The 22643-nt window shown below is 51.5% G+C and carries 20 protein-coding genes; 10 read left to right on the top strand and 10 right to left on the bottom strand.

The window, feature by feature from the left end; all coding sequences use genetic code 11:
• Positions 1–168: 168 nt before the first annotated feature.
• A complete protein-coding gene (gene rpoD / locus ACW44H_RS14570; protein WP_113269189.1) occupies positions 169–2019 on the top strand; it encodes an RNA polymerase sigma factor RpoD in 1851 nt (616 codons plus the stop codon).
• Between the two features lie 115 nt (positions 2020–2134).
• On the opposite strand, the gene ACW44H_RS14565 is transcribed toward rpoD, so the two are convergent.
• Together ACW44H_RS14565 and ACW44H_RS14560 are read right to left on the bottom strand one after the other, a co-directional pair.
• Positions 2135–3706 carry an AbgT family transporter gene (locus ACW44H_RS14565; RefSeq protein ID WP_457505239.1) on the bottom strand — a complete coding sequence of 524 codons (1572 nt, stop codon included), beginning with the start codon at positions 3704–3706 and terminating at the stop codon, positions 2135–2137.
• Between the two features lie 204 nt (positions 3707–3910).
• Positions 3911–4558, bottom strand: coding sequence for a hypothetical protein (locus tag ACW44H_RS14560; protein ID WP_457505237.1), 648 nt, complete (start codon positions 4556–4558; stop codon positions 3911–3913).
• Between the two features lie 201 nt (positions 4559–4759).
• Here ACW44H_RS14560 and ACW44H_RS14555 point away from each other — a divergent pair, with 201 nt between their 5' ends.
• Positions 4760–6127, top strand: a complete 1368-nt coding sequence (locus tag ACW44H_RS14555) for an L-serine ammonia-lyase (protein WP_457509049.1) — start codon at positions 4760–4762, stop codon at positions 6125–6127.
• On the opposite strand, the gene ACW44H_RS14550 is transcribed toward ACW44H_RS14555, so the two are convergent.
• Complete coding sequence (locus ACW44H_RS14550; protein ID WP_457505236.1) at positions 6124–7020, bottom strand: LysR family transcriptional regulator; 897 nt, start codon at positions 7018–7020, stop codon at positions 6124–6126. The two genes, ACW44H_RS14555 and ACW44H_RS14550, sit on opposite strands and share 4 nt — an antisense overlap.
• 130 nt (positions 7021–7150) lie before the next feature.
• Here ACW44H_RS14550 and ACW44H_RS14545 point away from each other — a divergent pair, with 130 nt between their 5' ends.
• The 4 genes from ACW44H_RS14545 (at position 7151) to mtgA (ending at position 11024) form a co-directional block, all read left to right on the top strand.
• Complete coding sequence (locus tag ACW44H_RS14545) at positions 7151–8134, top strand: MBL fold metallo-hydrolase (protein WP_457505235.1); 984 nt, start codon at positions 7151–7153, stop codon at positions 8132–8134.
• 45 nt (positions 8135–8179) lie between these two features.
• Positions 8180–9289 carry an S-(hydroxymethyl)glutathione dehydrogenase/class III alcohol dehydrogenase gene (locus tag ACW44H_RS14540; protein ID WP_113269193.1) on the top strand — a complete coding sequence of 370 codons (1110 nt, stop codon included), beginning with the start codon at positions 8180–8182 and terminating at the stop codon, positions 9287–9289.
• Between the two features lie 153 nt (positions 9290–9442).
• Positions 9443–10297, top strand: a complete 855-nt coding sequence (fghA, locus tag ACW44H_RS14535) for an S-formylglutathione hydrolase (protein ID WP_113269194.1) — start codon at positions 9443–9445, stop codon at positions 10295–10297.
• A gap of 10 nt (positions 10298–10307) precedes the next feature.
• Positions 10308–11024, top strand: coding sequence for a monofunctional biosynthetic peptidoglycan transglycosylase (gene mtgA / locus ACW44H_RS14530; RefSeq protein WP_457505233.1), 717 nt, complete (start codon positions 10308–10310; stop codon positions 11022–11024).
• A 22-nt stretch (positions 11025–11046) separates the two neighbouring features.
• Here mtgA and ACW44H_RS14525 read toward each other — a convergent pair whose 3' ends face one another.
• Entirely contained in the window at positions 11047–11814 is a 768-nt protein-coding gene (locus ACW44H_RS14525) for an EAL domain-containing protein (RefSeq protein ID WP_457505232.1), read from the bottom strand.
• 33 nt (positions 11815–11847) lie between these two features.
• On the bottom strand, positions 11848–12783 hold the full coding sequence (locus ACW44H_RS14520) for a DMT family transporter (RefSeq protein WP_113269247.1): 936 nt from the start codon (positions 12781–12783) through the stop codon (positions 11848–11850).
• A 143-nt stretch (positions 12784–12926) separates the two neighbouring features.
• Between ACW44H_RS14520 and ACW44H_RS14515 the strand changes: the two genes are divergently transcribed.
• The 3 genes from ACW44H_RS14515 to ACW44H_RS14505 all read left to right on the top strand — a co-directional run bounded on the left by ACW44H_RS14515 (position 12927) and on the right by ACW44H_RS14505 (position 16147).
• Positions 12927–13319 (top strand): DUF4168 domain-containing protein, encoded by a 393-nt coding sequence (locus ACW44H_RS14515; RefSeq protein ID WP_113269197.1) that lies wholly within the window; start codon positions 12927–12929, stop codon positions 13317–13319.
• 190 nt (positions 13320–13509) lie between these two features.
• Positions 13510–15420, top strand: coding sequence for a putative nucleotidyltransferase substrate binding domain-containing protein (locus tag ACW44H_RS14510; RefSeq protein WP_457505230.1), 1911 nt, complete (start codon positions 13510–13512; stop codon positions 15418–15420).
• A gap of 1 nt (position 15421) precedes the next feature.
• A complete protein-coding gene (locus ACW44H_RS14505) occupies positions 15422–16147 on the top strand; it encodes a 3'-5' exonuclease (protein ID WP_457505228.1) in 726 nt (241 codons plus the stop codon).
• An 85-nt stretch (positions 16148–16232) separates the two neighbouring features.
• Here the strand turns inward: ACW44H_RS14505 and ACW44H_RS14500 are convergent, their stop codons facing one another.
• The 5 genes from ACW44H_RS14500 to ACW44H_RS14480 all read right to left on the bottom strand — a co-directional run bounded on the left by ACW44H_RS14500 (position 16233) and on the right by ACW44H_RS14480 (position 21521).
• Positions 16233–17873 carry a BCCT family transporter gene (locus tag ACW44H_RS14500; protein WP_457505227.1) on the bottom strand — a complete coding sequence of 547 codons (1641 nt, stop codon included), beginning with the start codon at positions 17871–17873 and terminating at the stop codon, positions 16233–16235.
• Between the two features lie 36 nt (positions 17874–17909).
• Entirely contained in the window at positions 17910–18332 is a 423-nt protein-coding gene (locus ACW44H_RS14495) for a universal stress protein (RefSeq protein ID WP_457505225.1), read from the bottom strand.
• Positions 18333–18490: 158 nt separating this feature from the next.
• Entirely contained in the window at positions 18491–19366 is an 876-nt protein-coding gene (locus ACW44H_RS14490; RefSeq protein ID WP_113269202.1) for a glycine betaine ABC transporter substrate-binding protein, read from the bottom strand.
• A gap of 122 nt (positions 19367–19488) precedes the next feature.
• The gene (locus tag ACW44H_RS14485; RefSeq protein ID WP_457505223.1) at positions 19489–20319 is read right to left on the bottom strand and encodes an ABC transporter permease; all 831 of its coding nucleotides are present in this window, start codon (positions 20317–20319) and stop codon (positions 19489–19491) included.
• Positions 20319–21521: a quaternary amine ABC transporter ATP-binding protein gene (locus ACW44H_RS14480; protein WP_457505221.1), complete on the bottom strand. Its 1203-nt coding sequence runs from the start codon at positions 21519–21521 to the stop codon at positions 20319–20321. Before ACW44H_RS14480 ends, ACW44H_RS14485 begins: the two co-directional genes overlap by 1 nt.
• A 488-nt stretch (positions 21522–22009) precedes the next feature.
• Here ACW44H_RS14480 and ACW44H_RS14475 point away from each other — a divergent pair, with 488 nt between their 5' ends.
• The gene (locus tag ACW44H_RS14475; RefSeq protein ID WP_457505219.1) at positions 22010–22462 is read left to right on the top strand and encodes a hypothetical protein; all 453 of its coding nucleotides are present in this window, start codon (positions 22010–22012) and stop codon (positions 22460–22462) included.
• The last annotated feature ends 181 nt before the right edge of the window (positions 22463–22643 follow it).

Genomic DNA, 22643 nt, shown 5'->3' with positions numbered 1-22643 from the left:
CAGCCACCTAGCGCTGGCCTAACCGAACAACCTAACACACCTGAATGACCGCGCAAATACGTCACGCTGGAAAATTTCCTGCTATTTACGCTATACTGTTCGGCTTGTTGAGTTTAATCGATTCAGCGCTCCAGGTGTTTCATTCTTCTTCGTCGAGATAGGGTTTCTATGGCTGGAAATGCGCAGCAGCAGTCACGTCTGAAGGAGTTGATCGCTCGAGGCAAGGAACAGGGCTACCTGACCTATGCCGAGGTCAACGACCATCTACCCGAGGATATCGCCGACCCGGATCAAGTGGAAGACATCATTGGCATGATCAACGACATGGGTATTAGTGTCGCTGAAGAAGCCCCTGATGAAGACACATTGATGATGTCGGATCACTCCGCGGACGAGTCCGCTGCGGAAGAGGCCGTTGCGGCTCTCGCCGCCGTGGAAAGCGATGTAGGCCGCACCACTGATCCCGTACGCATGTACATGCGTGAAATGGGCACGGTTGAACTTCTGACCCGCGAAGGCGAGATTGAGATCGCCAAGCGGATTGAAGAGGGTACCCGTGAAGTGATGTCCTCTCTGGCCTATTTGCCGGGTGCCGTCGCGTCTATCCTAGACGCTTACGATGCCACTCAGGATGAAGAAGCGCCGGGACGTCTTTCGGATCTTTTCTCTGGTTTCATCGATCCAGACGAGGGGATTCCCGGCGTGGCCGAGGCAGAGGTGCCCGAGCCAGAGCCTGAAGCCGACATTGACGACGATATTGAGAGCGACGGCGACGATGAGGACGAGGATTCTACGGCTAGCGAAGGCGGCCCGGATCCGGAAGAGGCGCGTGCGCGTTTCGAGCAGATTCGCGAGCAGAACGCCTTGGTCGAAGCGGCATTTGCCAAGCATGGTCGTGGCAGCCCCGAGCTGAAAGCCGAGCAGGCCCGCTTGGCAGTGCTTTTCTCGCCCATCAAGCTGGTGCCTAAGCACTTTGAGCGCTTGGTCGGTCAGGTGCGTATTAGTGTTGAGCAAGTGCGTGCCCAAGAGAAAGCGGTCATGCAGCTGTGCGTGAAAAAAGCTAAGGTGCCGCGTAAGACGTTTATCAAGTCGTTTCCTGGTAATGAGTCGAGCAAAACATGGCTGGATGAATTCCAGGCAGCGCAGAGCAAGTATGCCGACCGCCTTGAGCCGCTTCGTGCTGACATCGCTCGGGCGCAGCGCAAAATCGCCTTTGAAGAAGATATGGTGCAACTCTCTGTTGCCGATCTTAAAGAGGTGAACCGCAAGCTCTCTATTGGTGAGGCGAAAGCTCGCCGTGCCAAAAAAGAAATGGTTGAGGCCAACTTGCGCTTGGTGATCTCGATTGCCAAGAAGTACACCAACCGCGGCCTGCAGTTCTTGGATCTGATCCAAGAAGGCAACATCGGCTTGATGAAAGCGGTCGACAAGTTCGAATACCGCCGTGGCTATAAGTTTTCGACTTATGCTACTTGGTGGATTCGTCAGGCGATCACCCGCTCAATTGCCGATCAAGCACGCACCATTCGTATACCAGTGCATATGATTGAGACCATCAACAAACTCAATCGCGTATCGCGCCAGATGTTGCAGGAAATGGGTCGTGAGCCGACGCCGGAAGAGCTCGGCGAACGCTTGGAAATGCCTGAAGATAAAGTGCGCAAGGTGCTCAAAATTGCCAAAGAGCCGATCTCCATGGAGACGCCGATTGGTGACGATGATGACTCTCACTTGGGTGACTTTATCGAAGACGGCACCATGCTGTTACCCATCGATATGGCCACCGGTGAAGGCCTGATTGAAGCGACGCGCAATGTGTTAGGTGGTTTAACCGCTCGCGAAGCCAAGGTGCTACGCATGCGTTTCGGTATTGATATGAATACCGACCATACGCTGGAAGAGGTGGGCAAGCAGTTTGACGTAACCCGCGAGCGAATCCGTCAGATTGAAGCCAAAGCGCTGCGTAAGCTGCGTCACCCCAGCCGCTCCGAGCCACTGCGTTCGTTTCTAGATGAGTGATGGCTGATCGAAAGTGGTGAATAGACAGTAGTGTCAGTAGCCGCCAAGACCAAAAAGCCCGCCGTTCTATGAACGGCGGGCTTTTTTTCATGCCTGTTTTATGCAGTGCGGAAGCTTACAACGTGTAATAAGTGGCGGAGCCGGGACCAACGGGCAGGCCAAATACAAACACCCAGACGAAAAACAGCAGACTCCATCCAATCAGCATAAACAGCGTATAGGGCAGCATAAGAGCAACCAAGGTGCCAATGCCCATATCTTTTCGGTAACGCGTCGCCACGGCCAGAATCAAGCCAAAGTAGCTCATCATCGGGGTGATGAGGTTGGTGACTGAGTCGCCGATACGATAGGCCGCTTGAATCACTTCGGGGGCGTAGCCCATGAGCATCAACATGGGTACAAAAATCGGCGCTGTGACGGCCCACTGCGCCGAGGCGCTGCCTAGCGACAAATTAACGAACGCGCACATGATGATGAATAGGGCAAAAAGGCCGGGACCGCTTAGCCCAATCGACTCTAATAGGCTTGCCCCCGCAACGGCTGTCACCGTGCCAAAATTACTCCAGTTAAACAGCGCTACGAACTGAGCGGCGAAAAACACCAGCACGATGTATAAACCAAGATTACTCATGCTCTTCGCCATGGCATCGACAACATCGCGGTCATTTTTCATGGTGCCTGCTAGGCGACCATAAACGAATCCCAATACGGTGAATGCGACTGCCACAATAACAACGATACCGCGTAAAAATGGAGAGCCGCTAATCATGCCCGTTTCCGGGTCGCGCAGTATGCCGCTTTCGGGTACGACCATTACTGCGACGAGAGCGACTAATGCGAATGTTGCTAAGCCGGTGCCTTTTAAAGCACGCTTCTCGGTCGCAGACAGAGCTCCCATATGCTGCTGGTCAATATCGCTATCCGCATAGGCGGCATCAAATTTACCCAGCTTGGGCTCTACGATACGCTCGGTGACCAAGCCGCCAATCAAGGTGACAAAGAAGGTGCTAACAAACATAAAGAACCAGTTTGCCTCTGCACCGACACTGTAGGTTGGGTCGAGTAAGCGAGCGGCTTCCTGGGTAATCCCTGAAAGCAGCGGATCGACGGTGCCAATGAGCAAGTTGGCGCTATAGCCACCGGAAACGCCACAGAACGCCGCCGCTAGACCTGCTAGTGGGTGTCTTCCCAAGGAGTGGAAGATCATCGCTGCCAAGGGAATAAGCACGACATAGCCTAACTCGGCCGCCATGTTCGACATAATGCCTGCAAACACTACCGCATAAGTGACGATGCGGGGTGAACGATCAAGTACCAGCGCGCGCATGCTTGCGGAAAGCAGACCCGAATGCTCGGCAACCCCTACCCCTAACATGGCCACTAGTACGGTGCCGAGAGGGGCGAAACTGGTAAAGTTCGTCACCATCTCGGTGATCAAGCGACGCAGTCCTTCTGCATTGAGCAGTGAATTTACGGCAATCCACTCGCCTTCGTTAGCAGGGCGGGGATCGGCTACGGAGACCCCCAATGCCGCGGCAATTCCACTGGCGACAACAACTAACACGCAGAGTATGGCGAACAGAGTCACCGGGTGAGGAAGTAGATTACCTAGCCACTCCACGCTATCCAAAAAACGGGTGAAAAAACCGCGTTGTAGGGTTTTTTCATTATATTTACGTTTATTCATAATATTTATATCGTCAAGGAAGAGTTTTTTAGTAAAAAATATGTCTTTGAGGTGTAAGCGGCGACACTACGTTGAAGCGCAGCAGCTCGCAAATGGCTTTTTGCATAACCAGATTCAAAAAATGAAACACCGCCTTGGAATAACACAGGCGGTGTTTATCGATAGCAGCTACTCAGTTGACTGCAGGATAGGTCAACAAAGATGTTAAGGGGAGGTTTGGCGGGTTAAGTAGATACGCCGGGCCAGCAGCAGTAGTTCAAGAGTGGCAATTAAAATCAAACTATAGCCGAGTAGTTCAACGACTTCTTCGGCAACGTCTTTGAAGTGACGCACAAAGTTATCTTCGAGAACTGCTTGCCAAAACTCTTGCCGCCCGTACAGGCGCGAGAATATGTACGTGGTCAGCACGCCAGCAGTAAACAAGCCAAAGGCAAAGGTATTGCTGTAATAAGCGAATTCGTCCAGAAAGCATTGGCGTCGTTTAACCACCCAAAAGAGTGTTGGGAGAATAATTAACGCAACAAGTACCTTCCAAGTGTTGTCAGCTACATAGCTATCTAAAAAATAATCTTGTTCACGAACCAGTGAGGCGGCCACAAACGCCAGTAATAGAAGGGTAACGGTGGGCCATACCTTAAGTACCTGGCGAATATAGATCAGCATGGCACAACAGATGGCCAGCACCAGTGTTTGGGTCAGTTCGGTAAAACCCAGCTCAGAAAACCGTACTGAGGGGAGGTAGATGGCTTCTAAATAGGCACCTTGGGCAATCGCACCGATAAACAGTACATATAGCACCGCACGTACTAAGATGGTTTTAAATGCTATTGGCCAAGCAGGGGGGGCAGACATACCAACATCCTTTGTGGGTTCGCAGCGTTGCTACTAAGCAATGACAGGGTCATAGGAAAACATGCATGGTTGAATGTTCATTATATCGTCACACTTATATGTTCGCACGTCGATATTGCGGTTAATCACTCGACGTTTGGTCGTCGGCGCTGCAAAGTATTCAATTGGCAGTCAATAACAATGTCGTGAGGCTTGATGGGTATGGCTATTAGTGTGTTTGATCTTTTCCGCATCGGTATCGGCCCCTCCAGTTCTCATACGGTGGGACCGATGCGTGCGGCGCGTGATTTTGCTGTGGCGCTTGGTGATCAAGCCATCACTCGGTTGGTGGTAAGGCTACATGGCTCACTCGCCGCGACAGGCGTTGGTCATGGCACAGATCAGGCGGTAATTATGGGGCTGATGGGTGAAGCGCCCGAAAGTATCGATCCAGACACTATTGCCTTGCGGCTAAACCAACTCAATGATGGCCAGCCGTTGTTGCTGGCGAATGGCCAGCAGATTGCTTTTGATGTCTGCAGCGATGTGGAGTGGGATGAGACGAGCCTGCCATTTCATCCAAATGCCATGGTGCTGAGTGCCTATTGCAATAACGAACTGGTAGCCACCAATACGTTTTATTCCCTTGGCGGCGGTTTCTATGTCGACCAAGCGAAAGCGGATCAAGGCGAGGTAGGTGAAGACAGCACCTCTTTGCGTTACCCCTTCAATACGGCTGCTGAGTTGCTCGCCTTATGCCAACAGCATCAACTACGCATCAGCCAGTTAATGCTTGAAAATGAGAAAGCCTGGCGTAGTGAAGAGGCCATTCGCAAAGAGCTGCTGACTATTTGGCACGCGATGAGCGACAGCATTGAAAATGGATTGCGTGCGACAGGTCATTTGCCCGGTGGGCTTAATGTACGGCGGCGCGCGCAGTTGCTGCATCAGCAGTTGCTTCACCCACCGAAAAATCAGCGCCTGATTGTGTCGAGTTTCACTGTGATGGATTGGGTCAATGTGTTCGCATTGGCTGTGAACGAAGAGAACGCCGCCGGGCGTCGCATGGTCACTGCGCCTACCAACGGTGCTGCAGGCATTGTGCCTGCCGTATTGGCGTACTATTTGAAGTTTGAACCCGATGCCAGTGAAGCCGATGTGGTGGATTTTTTACTAACTGCCGGGGCGGTAGGCATCTTATGTAAAAAGAACGCATCTATTTCAGGTGCTGAAGTCGGTTGCCAAGGCGAAGTGGGCTCCGCCTGCGCAATGGCTGCTGCCGGGCTTGCCGAGGTATTGGGTGGCACACCAGGGCAAGTGGAAAACGCCGCTGAGATCGGCTTGGAACATAACCTTGGTTTGACCTGCGACCCCGTGGGTGGCCTTGTTCAGGTTCCCTGTATTGAGCGCAATGCGATTGCGTCCGTCAAAGCCATTAATGCTGCGCGTATGGCGATGCATGGCGATGGTGAGCACTTTATCTCACTGGATAAGGTGATCCGGACCATGCGCGATACGGGCCGCGATATGCAGGACAAGTACAAAGAGACATCCAAGGGCGGGCTTGCCGTCAATGCTATCGAGTGCTAAGTCGGCGCGCTATTAGGCAGCAGGCTATCAATATTGGTGACTAAATAGTCGACTAATTGGCGGATTTTAGGTGATAAGTGGCGATGTCGCGGATAGACCGCCCAAACGGCGGTATCGTGGTGCTGAAAAGGTTCAAGCACCGCCACCAACTCACCGCTGGTCAAGTAAGGTGCTACGTAGTAATCCGGCAGCTGCGCAAGCCCCAGCCCCTTACGCGCTGCATCTAACAGTGCCGGACCGGAATTGCTGGTCCAGCATCCTTCTACACGCACTTCCCGTCGTTGGCCGTTCACTTCAAATAGCCAATTAGGCCGTGAGCCAATTAGGCAGCGGTGCTGGCTAAGTTCTGACAATGTGTGTGGTCGAGGAGCTTGGCGAAAGTAACTCTGGGAACCGACGACATACTCACGCCGGTCGCACAGGCGCCGGGCGATCAAGCTGGAATCCTTTAATATCCCCATCCGAATGGCAATATCGTAACCCTCTTCAATCAGCTCCACTGGTCGATTGGTAAAGTGCATGTGAACGTCCAATTGCGGATGTAAACATTGAAAGTCATTAACCAGTGGAGCGATAAAGCGCTCGCCGAAGGTGGTGGCCGAGGTAAGTTTAAGCAGCCCATTGGGCTTGGCCTGAAGTTCGCTAAGGGCTTGCTCAGCATCGCGAAGCCCATCAAACAGATGACGGCAGTGTTCTACGTAGGTAGCGCCTGCATCGGTCAGGCGGATCTGGCGCGTGGTGCGGTACAGTAACTGTACGCCTAACTGGTTTTCGAGCTGGCTGACCAATCGGCTGATATGCGAGGTAGACACTTTTAAATGGCGGGCTGCGGCAGAGAACGTGCCTAAACGCACCACTTCGACAAACGCTTCGATACGGCTCCAGTGCTGCATGATGGCTCCTTGGCTCGATAGCAATTGTTGCTGAGTGACAATAATCTTATGAGTGTATCCCGCTTTATCAACGGCGCCTAGCTGACCTACACTGCTAGCATCGTTAGCGTATCAATGGAGTGTATAGCTTATGCCTAAATCCTTATCCCCGTTGTCGAGCGGTGCACTCGCAATAGTTCTGGCTACTGGCTGGGCAGCCACTGCTCAGGCAGAGCTACCCGCCCAGCAGCAAGAACAAGCGCCAGGCTGGTTTCGCACGATGGTTGGGGAGTACGAAGTGACCGCTCTGCATGACGGACACACGGCTATCGACACGTCACTATTAAAGGGGATGGAGCAAGATGAAATCCTTCGCCATCTAGACGCGCTATTTATTGATGCGGAAAGTGGTATGCAGACTGCCGTGAACGCCTTTTTGATCCATACGGGGGAAAACCTAGTATTGGTCGATGCTGGCTCTGCTGCCTGCTTTGGCCCTTCGTTGGGCCAGGTCGAGAGCAACCTGCGCGCTTCTGGTTACTCGCCTGAGGATGTTGATACGGTGTTAATGACCCATCTGCACCCTGATCATGTCTGCGGTATAACCAATGAGAGTGGCGAAGCGGTTTACCCAAACGCTGAGTTACGTGCCAGCCAAGCCGATGCCGACTTTTGGCTGGATGAAGAGCGTGCAGCAGCGCTTCCTGAAGCCGACCGGGCCTTCTTTGACATGGCTCAAAAAGCAGTAGCACCTTATCAGGAATCAGGCCGTTTCAAGCCTTTCACCGAAGGCGATGAAGTGCTTACGGGTATCGTTGCTCAAGATACCCACGGTCACACCGTTGGCCACTCAAGCTTTATGTTGACGAGCGATGATGATGCCATGCTGGTATGGGGCGACGTAGTGCATAGCTATGGTGTTCAGTTTGCTGATCCTACTGTTGCTATCGAGTTTGATTCCGACCCTGAGCAGGCTGTGCGTACACGGGAAGATGTGCTTGAAAGCGCTGTTGACGATAAGCACTGGGTAGCCGGCGCCCACATGCCATTCCCCGGTATCGGTCATATCGTAGAAAATGAAGAAGGTTATCAATGGCTGCCGATTGAGTTTGCCCCGTTAGCCACTGACGAATAGCGTCTCCGTTGTTAATTGCGAAGCCATGAATAGTTAGGAGTTAGAATGAAATCACGCGCAGCTGTTGCCCTTGAAGCAGGTAAGCCGCTTGAGTTGGTTGAGATTGATGTTGAAGGCCCAAAAGCGGGAGAAGTGCTAGTTAAAATGGCCGCGACGAGTGTATGTCATACTGATGCCTACACGCTGTCTGGTGCTGATCCGGAGGGCAATTTCCCTGCAGTACTAGGCCACGAAGGCGCTGGCGTAGTGCAGGAGGTCGGCGAGGGCGTCACTAGCCTTAAGCCGGGCGACCATGTCATTCCGCTCTATACTGCCGAATGCGGTAAATGTAAATTCTGTTTGTCAGGTAAAACCAACCTGTGTGGTAGCGTGCGCGCTACCCAAGGTAAAGGGGTAATGCCTGACGGTACCTCGCGTTTCTCACTAGATGGCAAGATGCTCCATCACTATATGGGCACCTCTACATTTAGTGAGTACACCGTATTGCCTGAAGTCTCACTGGCAGTCGTATCAAAAGAAGCCCCAATGGATAAAATCTGCTTGCTGGGCTGTGGCGTCACTACCGGTATCGGTGCGGTGCTCAATACAGCTAAAGTAGAGCCGGGTGCCACGGTGGCGGTGTTTGGTCTCGGCGCTATCGGCCTGGCAGTGATACAGGGCGCGGTAATGGCCAAGGCAGGCCGTATTATTGCCATTGACGTCAATGCTGATAAGTTTGAGCTTGCCAAGCAGTTCGGGGCAACGGACTTTGTGAACCCTAAAGAATACTCAGATCCGATCCAACAGGTCATCGTTGATATGACGGATGGCGGGGTCGATTACTCCTTCGAGTGTATCGGTAACGTTAATGTGATGCGTTCGGCGCTGGAATGCTGTCATAAAGGCTGGGGCGAATCGATCGTGATCGGTGTCGCCGGGGCCGGTGAGGAAATCTCGACACGTCCGTTTCAGCTGGTTACCGGGCGCGTCTGGAAAGGTTCCGCCTTTGGGGGTGTTAAAGGACGTAGTGAACTACCGGGTTATGTTGAACGCTATATGAATGGTGAAATTAATATCGACGATTTTATTACTCACGATATGCCGTTTGAAAACATCAATGAGGCATTCGACCTGCTACACGCGGGTAAAAGCATTCGCACCGTTCTACATTACTAAGCGCTGTATAACTGGCTCTACATGTCTGGCTTTACATGACGGGGTTCTGCATGACAGACCCTGCATGATTGAGACGTATAGCTAGCAAGTCTAAAACGCTAAAACGCGGTAGGGTGGACCTGCCGCGTTTGCTGCATTTAAAGGAACCTGCCCATGAGCATGAGTGAAACGCTAGAACTAGTGTCCGCCAATCGTAGTTTTGGTGGTTGGCATAAACGCTACCGCCATTACTCCCGGGCGCTGGATTGCGACATGGTATTTGCCGTTTATCTGCCGCCTCAAGCAGAGAATGAACGTGTTCCACTGCTATGGTGGCTCTCTGGGTTGACCTGTAACGACGAAAACTTCATGCAAAAAGCCGGCGCGCACCGCTTGGCTGCTGAGTTGGGGATGGCGATTGTTTGCCCGGACACCAGCCCGCGGGGCACCGATTTGCCCGGCGAACACGAAAGCTACGACCTAGGCTCTGGGGCTGGATTTTATGTGAATGCCACTGAGGCACCATGGAAAGCCCATTACCGCATGTACGACTATGTGATTGAAGAATTGCCTTCTGTCGTGCGCCAGCACTTCCCGGTCAATGGTCGTGAGTCAATTAGCGGCCACTCGATGGGCGGGCATGGGGCACTGACCCTGGCACTACGCCACCCAGGGCGATTCCGCTCAGTATCGGCCTTTTCGCCGGTGGTCAATCCGATGAATAGCCCATGGGGCCAGCAAGCCTTTAAGGCCTATTTGGGTGAGGATCAGTCGCGCTGGCGCCAGTACGATGCCTGCGAACTGGTAGCCAACGGCGCATCACGTCAGCGTCTCTTTATCGACCAGGGCGAAGCGGACCAATTCCTTGAAGAGCAGCTTCAGCCAGAGCGTTTAGAAGCCGTGTGCGAAGCGCACGATCATCCCTTAACGCTGCGCCGCCAAGCGGGTTACGATCATAGCTACTTTTTCATCGCCTCGTTCATTGAGGACCATCTGCGCTATCATGCAGACCACCTAATGAAGCGTTAAGGATAACTGAATGCTCAATCGCTCGCTGCGCCGTTTTATGCGCTTTTTATGGCGTATTGTTTGGCGCGGCGTTTTGGCCTTTATCTTGGTGTCAGTGGCGCTCGTGTTGCTGTTTCGCGTCGTTCCTCCACCTGGCTCGATGGTGATGGTCGAACGTAAAATACAGAGCTGGATTCATAGCGAGCCGATTCGTTTACAGCGCGAGTGGCGCGGTTGGGATTCGCTCTCAGTTAATGCCAAGCTAGCCGTGATTGCTGCTGAAGATCAACGCTTTCCCCACCACGGTGGTTTCGATCTGATCGAGTTGCGACGGGCGTTACAGGCCAGTCGTGACGGAGGTCGGCTACGCGGTGCCAGCACGCTGAGCCAGCAAACCGCTAAGAATGTGTTTTTATGGAGTGGCCGAAGCTGGGTCCGTAAAGGGTTAGAGGCTTGGTTTACGCTACTGATTGAAACGCTGTGGAGTAAGCAGCGTATCTTAGAGGTTTATCTTAACGTCGCCGAGTGGGACAGTGGCGTCTTCGGATTAGAGGCGGCTTCACAGCATTATTTTGGCGCTTCTTCCAGCGCGCTTACTGAGCGACAAGCAAGCTTGCTCGCGGCTATTTTGCCAAGCCCAAGAACGCGCAGCGCCGCCCGACCAAGTGCGCAAGTTGAGCAACGAAGCCAATGGATACGTCAGCAAATGCGCAATTTAGGCGGCGCTAATTATTTAGAACATCTTTAGCGGCTGATTGGTTAGAGGTTTGCTAGTCGTATTTAGCGTCATCAATCTTTGCCAATGACTCTAAATTAGGGTAGGAAAAATAGTAACCCTGCTGCTGAGCGAGGCCTAGCGATAATAAGCAGCGCGACTCATCGCGAGTTTCAACGCCTTCGGCGATTAGCTGTATTTCTAGTGTCTCAGCAAGTGCCACGATACTTCGTAAAATGGATTGACGACGCTTATCGCTATCGCAACCCATCACTAATTCGCGGTCAATTTTCAGCGTATCTGGCCGTAGGTCTGTCAATAGATCGAGGTTGGCATAACCATTACCAAAGTCATCCAGTGAGGTGGTAAAGCCCATTTCACGATAACTTTCGATAATATTACGCATATGCGCGCGATCTTTAACCCGTTCGGTTTCGGTTATTTCGAAATTAAGCCGTTCGGAGGGCCAGCCAGCACGGTGCGCCGCTTCAAGGGTGGCTTGAATACATGCTGTTGGTTCGTAGACGGCATTGGGTAGAAAGTTAATGGAGAGTCTTTCTTGCATACCCAATTCACTGGCGAGCTCAACCGCTCTGATACGACACGCCTGGTCAAAGCGATACATCAAATCTTCAGTCACCTGCTCAAGTATTGAAAAGGCAGATTCTCCATTAGGCCCACGAACTAATGCCTCGTAGTAAATAATTCGCCGCTGACTGATATCCACGATGGGCTGAAATGCCATCGTAAAGGCAAAAGGTACCGGAGAATCGCAACGGTTACAGTGTCCGTCCACCCTGGCACAGTTGTGTTGTGCTGACATGTTTATCCCAACCCTGGTATTAAGCTGCCGTTATTATCTAGTCGTCTTATTGACGGGTTTCCGAATAACCATCACCACCCCGGTGATAGCAACCACCATCCCTACAAGCCCCAAAAAGGGGAGACGTTCGTCAAATAGCCACCACGCTTGAAGCGCCGTGACCGGTGGCACAAGATAGAAAAGACTCGCTACCCGCGATGCTTCCCCCTTTTTAATCAAGGCCATGAGTAACAAAATAGCGGCAATCGAGAGAATCAACACCAGCCAAGCGAGTGTCAGCACGAAGGTGCTGCTCCACGCCACCTGACGAGACTCAAATAGCATCGCTCCCACCCCTAGCAGAGCCGCCGCCGCCAAGTACTGAATGATCGCCCCAGAAAGCAGCGGCATACTGGTGCAATATCGCTTTTGATACAGGGTGCCTAAAGAAATCCCCATTAAAGCGGCTGTGACGCTGAGTAATGCGCTAATGCCAAAGCCATCAAAGAGAGACTCACCGATCTCCAACTTACTGCCGAGCACTAGGCTGATGCCCATTAGCCCCAGCCCTAACCCAACCCACTGACGTCCGGAGAGTTGCTCACCTAATAAAGGTCCGGCAAATACAGCCGTTAATAACGGTTGAAGGCCGACGAGTAGAGCTGCTAGTCCGGCGGGCATACCTAAGTAGATGCCATAAAAAACGCCACCTAAGTAAGCACCGTGGACCAGAAGACCTGATATGGCGATATGTGTCCATAACTTAGGCGAAGATGGCCAAGGAATACGCATCACCAATACCAGCGGAATTAACAGCAGCAGTGTGAGGACGAAGCGAATAAATAAAAATGTGAACGGTTCCGCAAAGGGCAGGCCGAACTTGGCGCCTATAAAGCCTGTGCTCCAAAGCAATACAAATACGGCTGGCATGGCGGCCAGCCCGGCCGAAGGTAGGTCGTCAAAACGTAATTTGCTAAGAAAGCTTGGCATGATATGTCCGTAGTGGCGTTATTCATCCGTTTTTGGATACTTAAAGTTCTTTTTGTTACTAACTTTTACATAAAAAATTGAACCTGCCTGCATGAGACGCGTCACAGTTGCACATCCACAACGTAATATTGAGGTTTCTTACTATGCAACGTATGACTGCTCTGTTTTCCGCTGCCCTGCTCGCTACTGGTTTGATGACTGCTACTGCCCATGCCCAGCAAGATCAAGATCAAGCACAAGATCCTATGGCTACCCAGCAAGCGGCTCCTGCACAGGATTTTTCTGATGACCAGCTCCAGCAGTTTGCCGATGCTTCTCAAGAAATCGCGGTAATTTCTCAAGAATATACCCAGCGTCTTCAGGAAGCGGAAGATGAGTCAGCGCAGCAGGAAGTGCGCACTGAAGCCAACGAACGTATGATCGAAGTGGTCGAAAACAGCGGCCTAGATGTTGATACTTTCAATGCTATTGGTCAATCCATTCAGCAAGACCCAGAAATGATGCAGCGTGTACAGGAAATGGCTAACCAGTCGTAAGCCTCGCTATTGATATCGGCTGATGGCGTTTTAATTTTAATCGGCCACAAAACCCCGGTGCTAACTGCACCGGGGTTTTTTGTGGTCTATTTTAGGGGTGCGCATTTATTATCCTTGATGGGGTTTACCTAACTTAGCCTTGCCGCCACACTTAAGGTTATCTATTCATCGGCAAGCCCAAGGAGGCCGTATGGATGTCGAATTGTTAGAAATTCATCAGCATATGGGAAGGTTTCCCCCGTTTGATGGGCTGTCGGATGACCTCCTCGATGCCATTGCTGGGCAGGTTGAAGTTAGTTACTTTAAAACTGGCAGCAATATCTTAGTGCTCAACGAAACCCTTGATCACCTTTGTTATATTCGCAGTGGCGCCGTTGAAGTTTATCGCAGCCAGGGAGAGTTATATAACCGCTTGGGAGAAGGCGATATATTCGGCCACTTCAGCCTGCTGCGTAATCATAAAGTACGTTTTCCTGCCCAGGCAATCGAAGATACCTTAATCTATTTTATCCCTAACGCAGTTTTTCAGCGGCTGTGCGAAGAGGATGATGATTTTGCCGATTTTGTAGAGTTGGAGCGACCGCGGTTAGAAACCGCCGCCGAGCAGCAAAAGAAATCCAACGACATGATGGTGACGCGAATACGCAAATTGCTGACCCGCTACCCCGTCATGGTCGAAGTATCTACCAGCGTTCAGCAAGCTGCACAGCAGATGAGTGAGGCCCAAGCATCTGCACTGCTGGTGTTGAAAGAGGGCAGTGATAATCCCCGCTACAGCTTTAAAGACAGTGAAGGCCAAACCTGGCAGATGTTCGGAATTTTAACGGACAGTGATTTTCGTACTCGTGTCGTGGCGGAGGGGCTATCACCACAAACCACAGTGGGTGAGGTGGTTTCCTCGCGGCTAATCACTGTTCAATCAGATGCCTCTGTTAATGAAGCCATGCTGACGATGTTGCGCAATAATGTGCATCACCTGCCTGTGCTTTATCGGCAGCGCCCAGTGGGCGTAGTCCATCTCTCCGATATCATCCGCTACGAGACTCATAGCGGGCTCTACTTGGTCAGCAATATCTTTAACCAGTCCAGCACACAGGGGCTAGCACGCTTAGCGCCGGATGTACGTGCAGCGTTTGTGCGGATGGTGCAAGAGGACGCTAACTCACAGATGGTAGGCAGCGCGCTCTCCACGATAGGGCGCAGCTTTACACGGCGGTTGTTGGAAATGGCGGAAGCGGAGCTAGGCCCACCACCTGTTGCCTATTGTTTTATGGTGAATGGCTCGATGGCGCGCAATGAGCAGAGCATTGTTACTGACCAGGATAATGCTCTGATTCTCTCCGATGAGTTTATTGCTGAGCAGCATGATGCTTACTTTTACGCCTTAGCGAAAATTGTCAGCGATGGTTTAGATGCCTGTGGCTACACGTATTGCAAAGGCGACGTGATGGCGACCAACACGCAGTGGCGTCAGCCATTACATGTTTGGAAAAGTTATTTTAAGGACTGGATGGCCAATCCAACGCCGGAACGGCTGTTGCACAGTTCTATTTTCTTTGACTTGGATAGTTGCTATGGCGAAGATCATTATGTGGAAACATTGCAAGATTTAATCGCTGACACGGCGCCTAAGTCGCCGCTTTTTCTAGCCGCCATGGCGCGTAATGCTTTGAATCGGACGCCGCCGCTAGGGTTTTTTCGAACCTTTGTGATGGAGCAGGATGGAAAGCATAACAACTCCATTAACCTGAAACGTCGGGGTACTGCGCCAATGGTTGATTTGGTGCGTATTCATGCGCTGGCCTGCGGCTCAAAAGCGCAGAATTCCTTTCAGCGCTTGAATGACATCGGCAAGACCCAGCTGTTAGCGACTGGCATGAGCGAAAAGTTAAGCTATGCATTTGAATTTTTATGTATGTCACGGCTACGTCATCAGATGATTGATTTACAAGAAGATCGCCCGCCAGACAACAATATCGAACCTGAAAACGTTGAAGATAGCGAGCGGCACACGCTTAAAGATGCTTTCCAAGTGCTAAGCAACGCTCAGAAGTTCTTGAAGTTCCGCTACCCAATGCCCGCTCAGCGGCAGGGCCGCTAAAATGAACGGGATACGCCTACGCCAAAAAATAACCCAGGCCGATTGGGTCGGGTACATGGCTCAACGGGCTCAGCAGGCAGCTAATCCAGCGATCCGGCAATTTTTTGCCACACCACTGCCTGACCCTGAAACCCCCATTGCCGACGTGCCTATGGTGGCGCTGGATATGGAAACTACGGGGCTGGACGAGCGCCGCCACGCAATTGTCAGTGTTGGTGTTGTACCCTTCACGTTAAATCGTATCAAGTTGGCCGAACGACACTATTGGGTGGTGAAACCTTCTCGACCCCTGGCAGAAGAGTCGATTGCCTATCACCATATTACTCATTCGGAGATCGCCGAGGCGCCCGATTTTGAGGTAATACTCGATGAGCTGTTAGCGCAGTTAGCTGGTCGCTTAGTGGTGGTTCACTTTCGCAATATTGAACGGCCTTTTTTAAATGCTGCCGTCAAAGCACGCCGTGGGGAAGGGCTATTGTTTCCTATGATTGATACCATGTCCTTGGAGGCGCGGCTTCATCGCCAAACGCTATGGGCGCGTTTTCGTCGATGGCTAGGTCGCCCGCCTGTCTCAATACGTTTGAACGCTAGCCGTGAACGCTATGGCTTGCCCGCTTATCAAGGGCATCATGCCTTGGTGGATGCGCTAGCAACGGCGGAGTTGCTACAGGCACAAATTGCCAACCATTATCGGCCTGAAACGCCTTTGAAAGACATATGGTGTTGAGCTAAGTAAGAGGCTGAGTCATTAGAAACAAAACGGGCAACCCAATGGGTTGCCCGTTTGCTTTTTGGTTAGGCTTAAAGGGACGTTAGACCGCTTTTGGCTCGCTCATTAATCCTTTGATAATGGCATAACATGCCACCAGCAGAATGATCGTGAACGGGAAGCCGGTGGAGACGGCCATGGTCTGTAGTGCGGTTAAGCCACCGCCGAGTAGCAAAGCAATCGCAATGGCGCCCTCAATGATCGCCCAGAACACACGCTGTGGCTTCGGCGCATCGACCTTGCCACCTGCGGTAATCGAATCGATTACCAGCGAGCCGGAGTCAGAGGAGGTCACAAAGAAGATGATGACCAAGATGATCGCGATAAACGAGGTGATTTGTGACAGCGGTAACTGCTCTAACATGACAAATAGCTGCAAATCGACGCCAGCCTCACGCACGGCTTCAATGCCCTGGCTCAAGTATTGATCAATGGCGGTGCCACCAAACGTGGTCATCCACAATACCGACACAACCGAAGGTACGATTAATACTGATACCAGAAATTCGCGGACAGTGCGGCCGCGAGATACCCGCGCGATAAACATACCGACGTACGGCGACCAGGAGATCCACCAGGCCCAATAGAAGGCCGTCCAACCTTGACTGAAGTTGGCATCTTCACGGCCAAAAGGATTCGATAGCGCAGGAAGATGAACCGCATAGCTCCACAGGTTCTCAAAGAAGCCGGTCGCAATTAGCAGAGTAGGGCCGACAGCGATCACGAAGAACAACAGCAGTGCCGCCATGGCAATGTTGATCTTGGAGAGCAACTGCACACCTTTATCGACACCTGCCAGGATTGAGCCAATCGCAATAATGGTAATGCCGATGATCAGCAGTATCATGGTGATATCGCTTTCGGGCGCGCCGAACAGGTAGGTCAGGCCCGCTGCCGCTTGGGTTGCACCTAGACCCAAAGAAGTGGCTAGACCAAACAGTGTGGCAAAAACAGCAAGTATATCAATAAGGTGACCGGGCCATCCCCAAACGCGCTCGCCCAAAATCGGGTAAAAAACCGAACGCATGGAGAGCGGCAAGCCCTTATTGAACGAGAATAGCGCCAGCGAAAGTGCTACGACGGCGTAAATCGCCCAGGGATGCAGGCCCCAGTGGAAGATAGTCGCCGCCATGCCCAGTGCCGCTGCACCCGCGGCGTCTCCCTCGGCGCCTGCTAACGGCGCCCAGCTTCCCCCATCAAACGAGGTGCCAAAATGGGTCAATGGTTCGTTGACGCCGAAGAACATCAAGCCTATGCCCATGCCCGCGGCAAACAGCATTGAGAACCAGCCCATGTAGGTAAAATCTGGCTTGGCATCGGCACCACCAATGCGGATTTTACCTAGTGGGGAAAAGATTAAACCAATACATAAAATAACGAATATATTTGCCGCTAAGATAAAAAACCACGCCAGATTGCCGGTCAAAAAGCTAAAAATGGCATCATAAATAGGCGCGATTGTCTCCTGGAGTGCCAGCGTTAATACGACAAACAGCAACACGACTATTGCTGAAATGCTGAACACCTTGCCGTGCAGGTCAAGGTTGACACCCATGGTGCTTGTGGTGATGTTGTCCTGGCCGATGACGTAATCGGTATCAATCAGATTCGCTGCACCCTCTGGGGCGGGTATGCCCTCCGAGACCTGCTCATCAGGTGGTGTATTTTGCGGTGTTTTATCCACAAATTTACTCCCTTAATTATTTAAAAAAACGCGATTCTATTGAGCCAGACGTATTAGGAAGACAGAAGCGTTTGTGTGGGTGGCTACTTTGCCACCATGCGAGGGCATGACAATATCCAAATGCCTTGGCAGATGCGTTGCCATCATTACTAAGTCCGCCCCTATTTCGCCAATAGCTTTCTCTAGCAGCGAGTCGATATTCGCAATAGGATCTGTTGAGCTATAAACCTTGCTGCTGACTGGTTGACCATGAACCTTATGGCGCTCTTGCGCGAAAGCTTCGAGCTTTTGCTGATATTCCTGGGGAGTGCGAGCGATACTTGTCGGCGTATTGGCCGTGACGCTGACATAGGTAATATGTGCGTCATATTGTTTGGCAAGGTCGGCAACAACGCTTAACGCGGGTTCAAGTGCTTCTAGGTGGGCAAGGTCTACCGGCACCATAATGTTAGTAAACATGCCAATCTCCCGAAATGGCCAGTCACAATACTGTACTGCTCATATTAGCGCTGGGCATAACAATAGGTTGTACAAATTTAACCAGCTGAGCTGGGGCTTTCAAAAGCCCCAGCTCAGCAATTGCTAACAAATAAATTTAGCTAACCACTATAATAGCATTAGCTGTCTAGCCATTGCTCCACAACGTCCTGGTTATCTTCAACCCACTGCTTAGCGTTCTCGTAGGGATCGCTGTCCTCTTCCTGGTTCATGAGCATGACTTCGCCCATCTGCTCAGGCGTCCACTCGAAGGCATCGAGAATAGCATAGGCTTCGGGCATGTCATCTTCCAAACCTTGACGTACTACGGTATGGATTTGCTCTGCACCGCCATAAACATTTTCAGGATCTTCTAGGTATTTGAGGTCAAAGCGGGCAAACATCCAGTGAGGCGTCCAGCCAGTCACAACGATGTCTTCTTCGTTGTTAATCGCACTAGACAGTGCTGCCGTCATGGTGGCGCCGCTGCCACTACGCAGATCCAGCTCAAGGTCATAGGTATCCACAACCTCTTCGGACAGCGCCATTAAGCCTGCCCCGGGGTCAATACCGATGATCTCGCCATTAAAGCTGTCAGCGTTATCGTTAAGGTCGGCAATGGAGTCAACATCGGTGTACTCAGGAACGACGAGGCCCAGCTTGGTGCCGTCTAAGTTGGCGCCGAGATCTTCTATGCTATCGCCGACGCGCTCCATGTAATCTGCGTGCGTAGTCGGTAGCCAAGCTGCGACGATGGCATCCGCGTCGCCAGTCGAGAGCGCCTGGAACATAGCCGCCGCCGAGAGTGATGTTAGGTCAACCTCATAGCCTGCTTGCTCAAGTACGGCAGCAATGACATTCGTGGAGGCGACCTCGGAAGACCACTCGACATAGGCCAGATTCACTGTGCCTTTCTCTTCTTCGGCTTGCGCCGCGCTGCTGACTGCAACACCTGCACCTGCTAACAGTGCCAGTGAAGCAAGACGGATACGGAGGTTCAATGTGCGATGTTTCATTCACTTTCTCCCTTAGGTATACATTTTTAGTGTCGTGGCTATCTGCTGCTTAATACAGCATGGTTAGCAGGAGGTGACTTAGCAAGCACATGGCTCAACGCAGCCGCCCCTGCTGTTTTGCTTTATTGGCGCGTTTTGCGCAGCGATTGGGTCAGGCGGTCAAGCAGCATGGCTAAGATAACTACCGCGATGCCAGCTTCAAAACCATCGCCAGGGCGCAGGCGTTGAATAGCGCGCCATACTTCGCTGCCCAGGCCATCTGCACCAATCATGGCAGCGATCACGACCATGGAGAGGGCAAGCATAATGGTCTGGTTAATACCGGCCATTACGGTGGGTAAAGAGAGTGGTAGCTGCACTTTGAAAAGTTTCTGACCACGCGTGGCGCCATAGGCATCGGCTGCCTCGATTAGCTCTACGGGTACTTGACGGATACCCAGCGTAGTAAAGCGAATTGCCGGGGGCATTGAAAAAATGACCGTCGCAAAAATTGCGGAGACAGAGCCAATACCGAAAAAAGGAATGGCAGGAATCAAATAGACGAAGGCTGGCATGGTCTGCATGAAATCCAAAATCGGCATGATGACCCGGTAAAGCCGATTAGAGAGTGCCGCTGCAATGCCCACTGGCAACGCAATGACCACCGCTACCAAGGTGGCAAAGACGACCAGCGTGAGCGTTTCAATCATTGGGTTCCAAAGCCCAAGGTTCCAAATTAGGGTTAAACCGGCCACGGCGCCAATCGCAAGGCGAACGCCCGCTAGTTTCCAACAAAGCAACGCTATCAACCCAAGTAATGCCCATTCAGGCAACCACATTAAGCTGTCGTTTAAAACATCAATGCCGGTTTGGGTGAAGCGAGAGATGCCTCGGGTAACCAAGGAGTATTCGCTAGTTAACCAAGTCAGGCCGCTCTCAATCCAATCACCTAGCGGAATGCGTGGGATATCCATTATTGCTCTCCTGCCCGTGCCAGTTCATCGAGTACTGCGCCTTTTACCACCACGCCCAGCAACTGATCTTGCTTATCGATAACGGCGATAGGGAAGCTCTTTTCACTAAACATGGCAAACAGGTTATGCAGCGGCTCATCCATGGGGACTTTGCGGAAATCCTGGGTTAAATAGGGGATGATTGAATCAGACTTTTCTTCAATCGCGCGGCTAGCGGCATCGGCTTCCAACAGCCCGAGTAGACGGCGATCGCGATCAACCACATAAATCGAGTCGATGCTGTGGTCGCGCATACGGTGTAGCGCGGTACGCGGCCCATCGCTTTCGCGAGCGGTGGTGCGCAACGGGCGCATGGCGCTCTCGGCGGTCAGAATACGTGACCGATCAACTCCTTCAATGAAGCGTCGCACGTAGTCATCTGCCGGCTGGGTGAGGATCTCTTCCGGCGTACCGATTTGGACTACTTCACCATCTTTAAGTAGCACGATTCGGTCGCCAATATTGAGCGCCTCATCGAGGTCATGCGTAATGAATACGGTGGTCTTTTGCATTCTGGATTGTAATTGCAAAAGTTCTTGCTGCATGTCTTTGCGAATTAGCGGGTCAAGCGCCGAGAAGGCTTCGTCCATTAACAGCACGGTCGCATCGTTGGCCAACGCGCGAGCTAAACCAACACGTTGCTGCATGCCGCCGGAAAGCTGGTTAGGGTAAGCATCTTCCCAGCCCTCTAAGCCAACCTGCTTGAGCGAATCATGTGCAATTTTGTGTCGTTCTGCTTTTTCGACGCCGCGAATTTCCAAACCGAACTCGGCGTTTTGCTGCACAGTGCGGTGAGGAAATAGCGCGAAATTCTGAAACACCATCGAGAAGTGTCGGCGACGACACTCCAGCAGCGCCTTCTCTTTCAGGGTTGGAATGTTCTCACCATCAATGACGATCTCACCTTCGGTGGTGTCAATCAGACGGTTAAGGCAGCGAATCAATGTCGATTTACCCGACCCTGATAGTCCCATGATGACCAGTAGTTCGCCTTCATACACATCAAACGAAATATTGGATAGCCCTAGTGTCTGGCCAGTTTTCTCCAGAATTTCTGGGCGCTTCATGCCCTGGTTACGAAGCTCAATGCCTTTTTGAGGATGCTTGCCAAAGACTTTGCTTAAGCCACGTACTTTAATTTTGACGGGTCGTGTCTCGTCCATCGGCGATGCCTTTTGTTGAGCGGAATGGGGGGTGTGTCGTTACTGTCTGTAGCGCCACTGACCGTTATTAGGTCATGTTTCACTAGCCATCAGAGCAGCGACACAACACTATCCATAAAGAAATAAGAGCTTGGTTCGGATAATTTATTAATAATTATTATACATAGGTAGGGCGTGTGTGTCACAACGGCTCGCTCAACGGAGCAATTAACGCTACATGTGTCATTTTTTACCCATCAAAAGCTAGTTGACAAAACCTTGATAAAAGGTGAATTATAAAAATTATGTAACTGTTTTAATTGATTTTTATTTATTTTATTTGATGTTGGCACGTTAAGTGAAAGGGGTTGAATGTATTACCTTTGCATGTACAAGGTTAATTATCGAATCAGATAGGCAGTATTTGGTAAGACAGAATATTTAGTAGGTGAATATGTTGTAGGTGAAGTATTGAGTAATTAACGGTGTTAGCAATGGAGGTGGGTATTATGGACAAGCAGTATGGCTACATGGAGAGTAAGCATATTACTAAGCGCCCACGTTGGTTAACATTGTGCATGATGGCAACTGCAGCGAGCGTCATTACGTTAGCGGGTTGCGGTGATGAAGAGCCGCCTGTGCCTGCGGAAGAGCCTTCTCCGTTGGAGCAAGACGCCACCTCAGAGCCTGAGCCCAGCATGAATGAAGAGCCTATGACGCAGCAGGATTCTAGCTTAGAAGCAGAATCAGCCTCCGAAGGCTCAATGACACAAGACAATGGCGCAGATTCTGAAGCGCCTGCATCAAGTCAGGGCATGTCGGACGAGAATATGCCTGAAGACACGATGGATGAGCCTGTAGAAGGCGGAAATAATTCAGATGAAGATGAAGCCGGTTTTGGCGAAGGGACTGATCCGATGCCTGGCGCCGAAGATGACGAAAATTCGACCAGTAACCAGTAACTAGTAAGCACCGCTCCCTACGATGGTAAATCGCTCAGCTGTTTGTTCCCTGCGGCTGCCCCACACGGTTTACCATCTTTTCCGCCCCCGCGCCCGCGGGGGTTTTTTTTTAGCACTAAGCACTTAACCCATGCTTGCTAAAAGTGGTGTTTAATCTGGCAATCTAGTGCATCGCCACTAT

The sequence above is a fragment of the Vreelandella sulfidaeris Esulfide1 genome (assembly GCF_054072535.1).
This window is presented reverse-complemented; position numbering and strand designations above follow the sequence as displayed.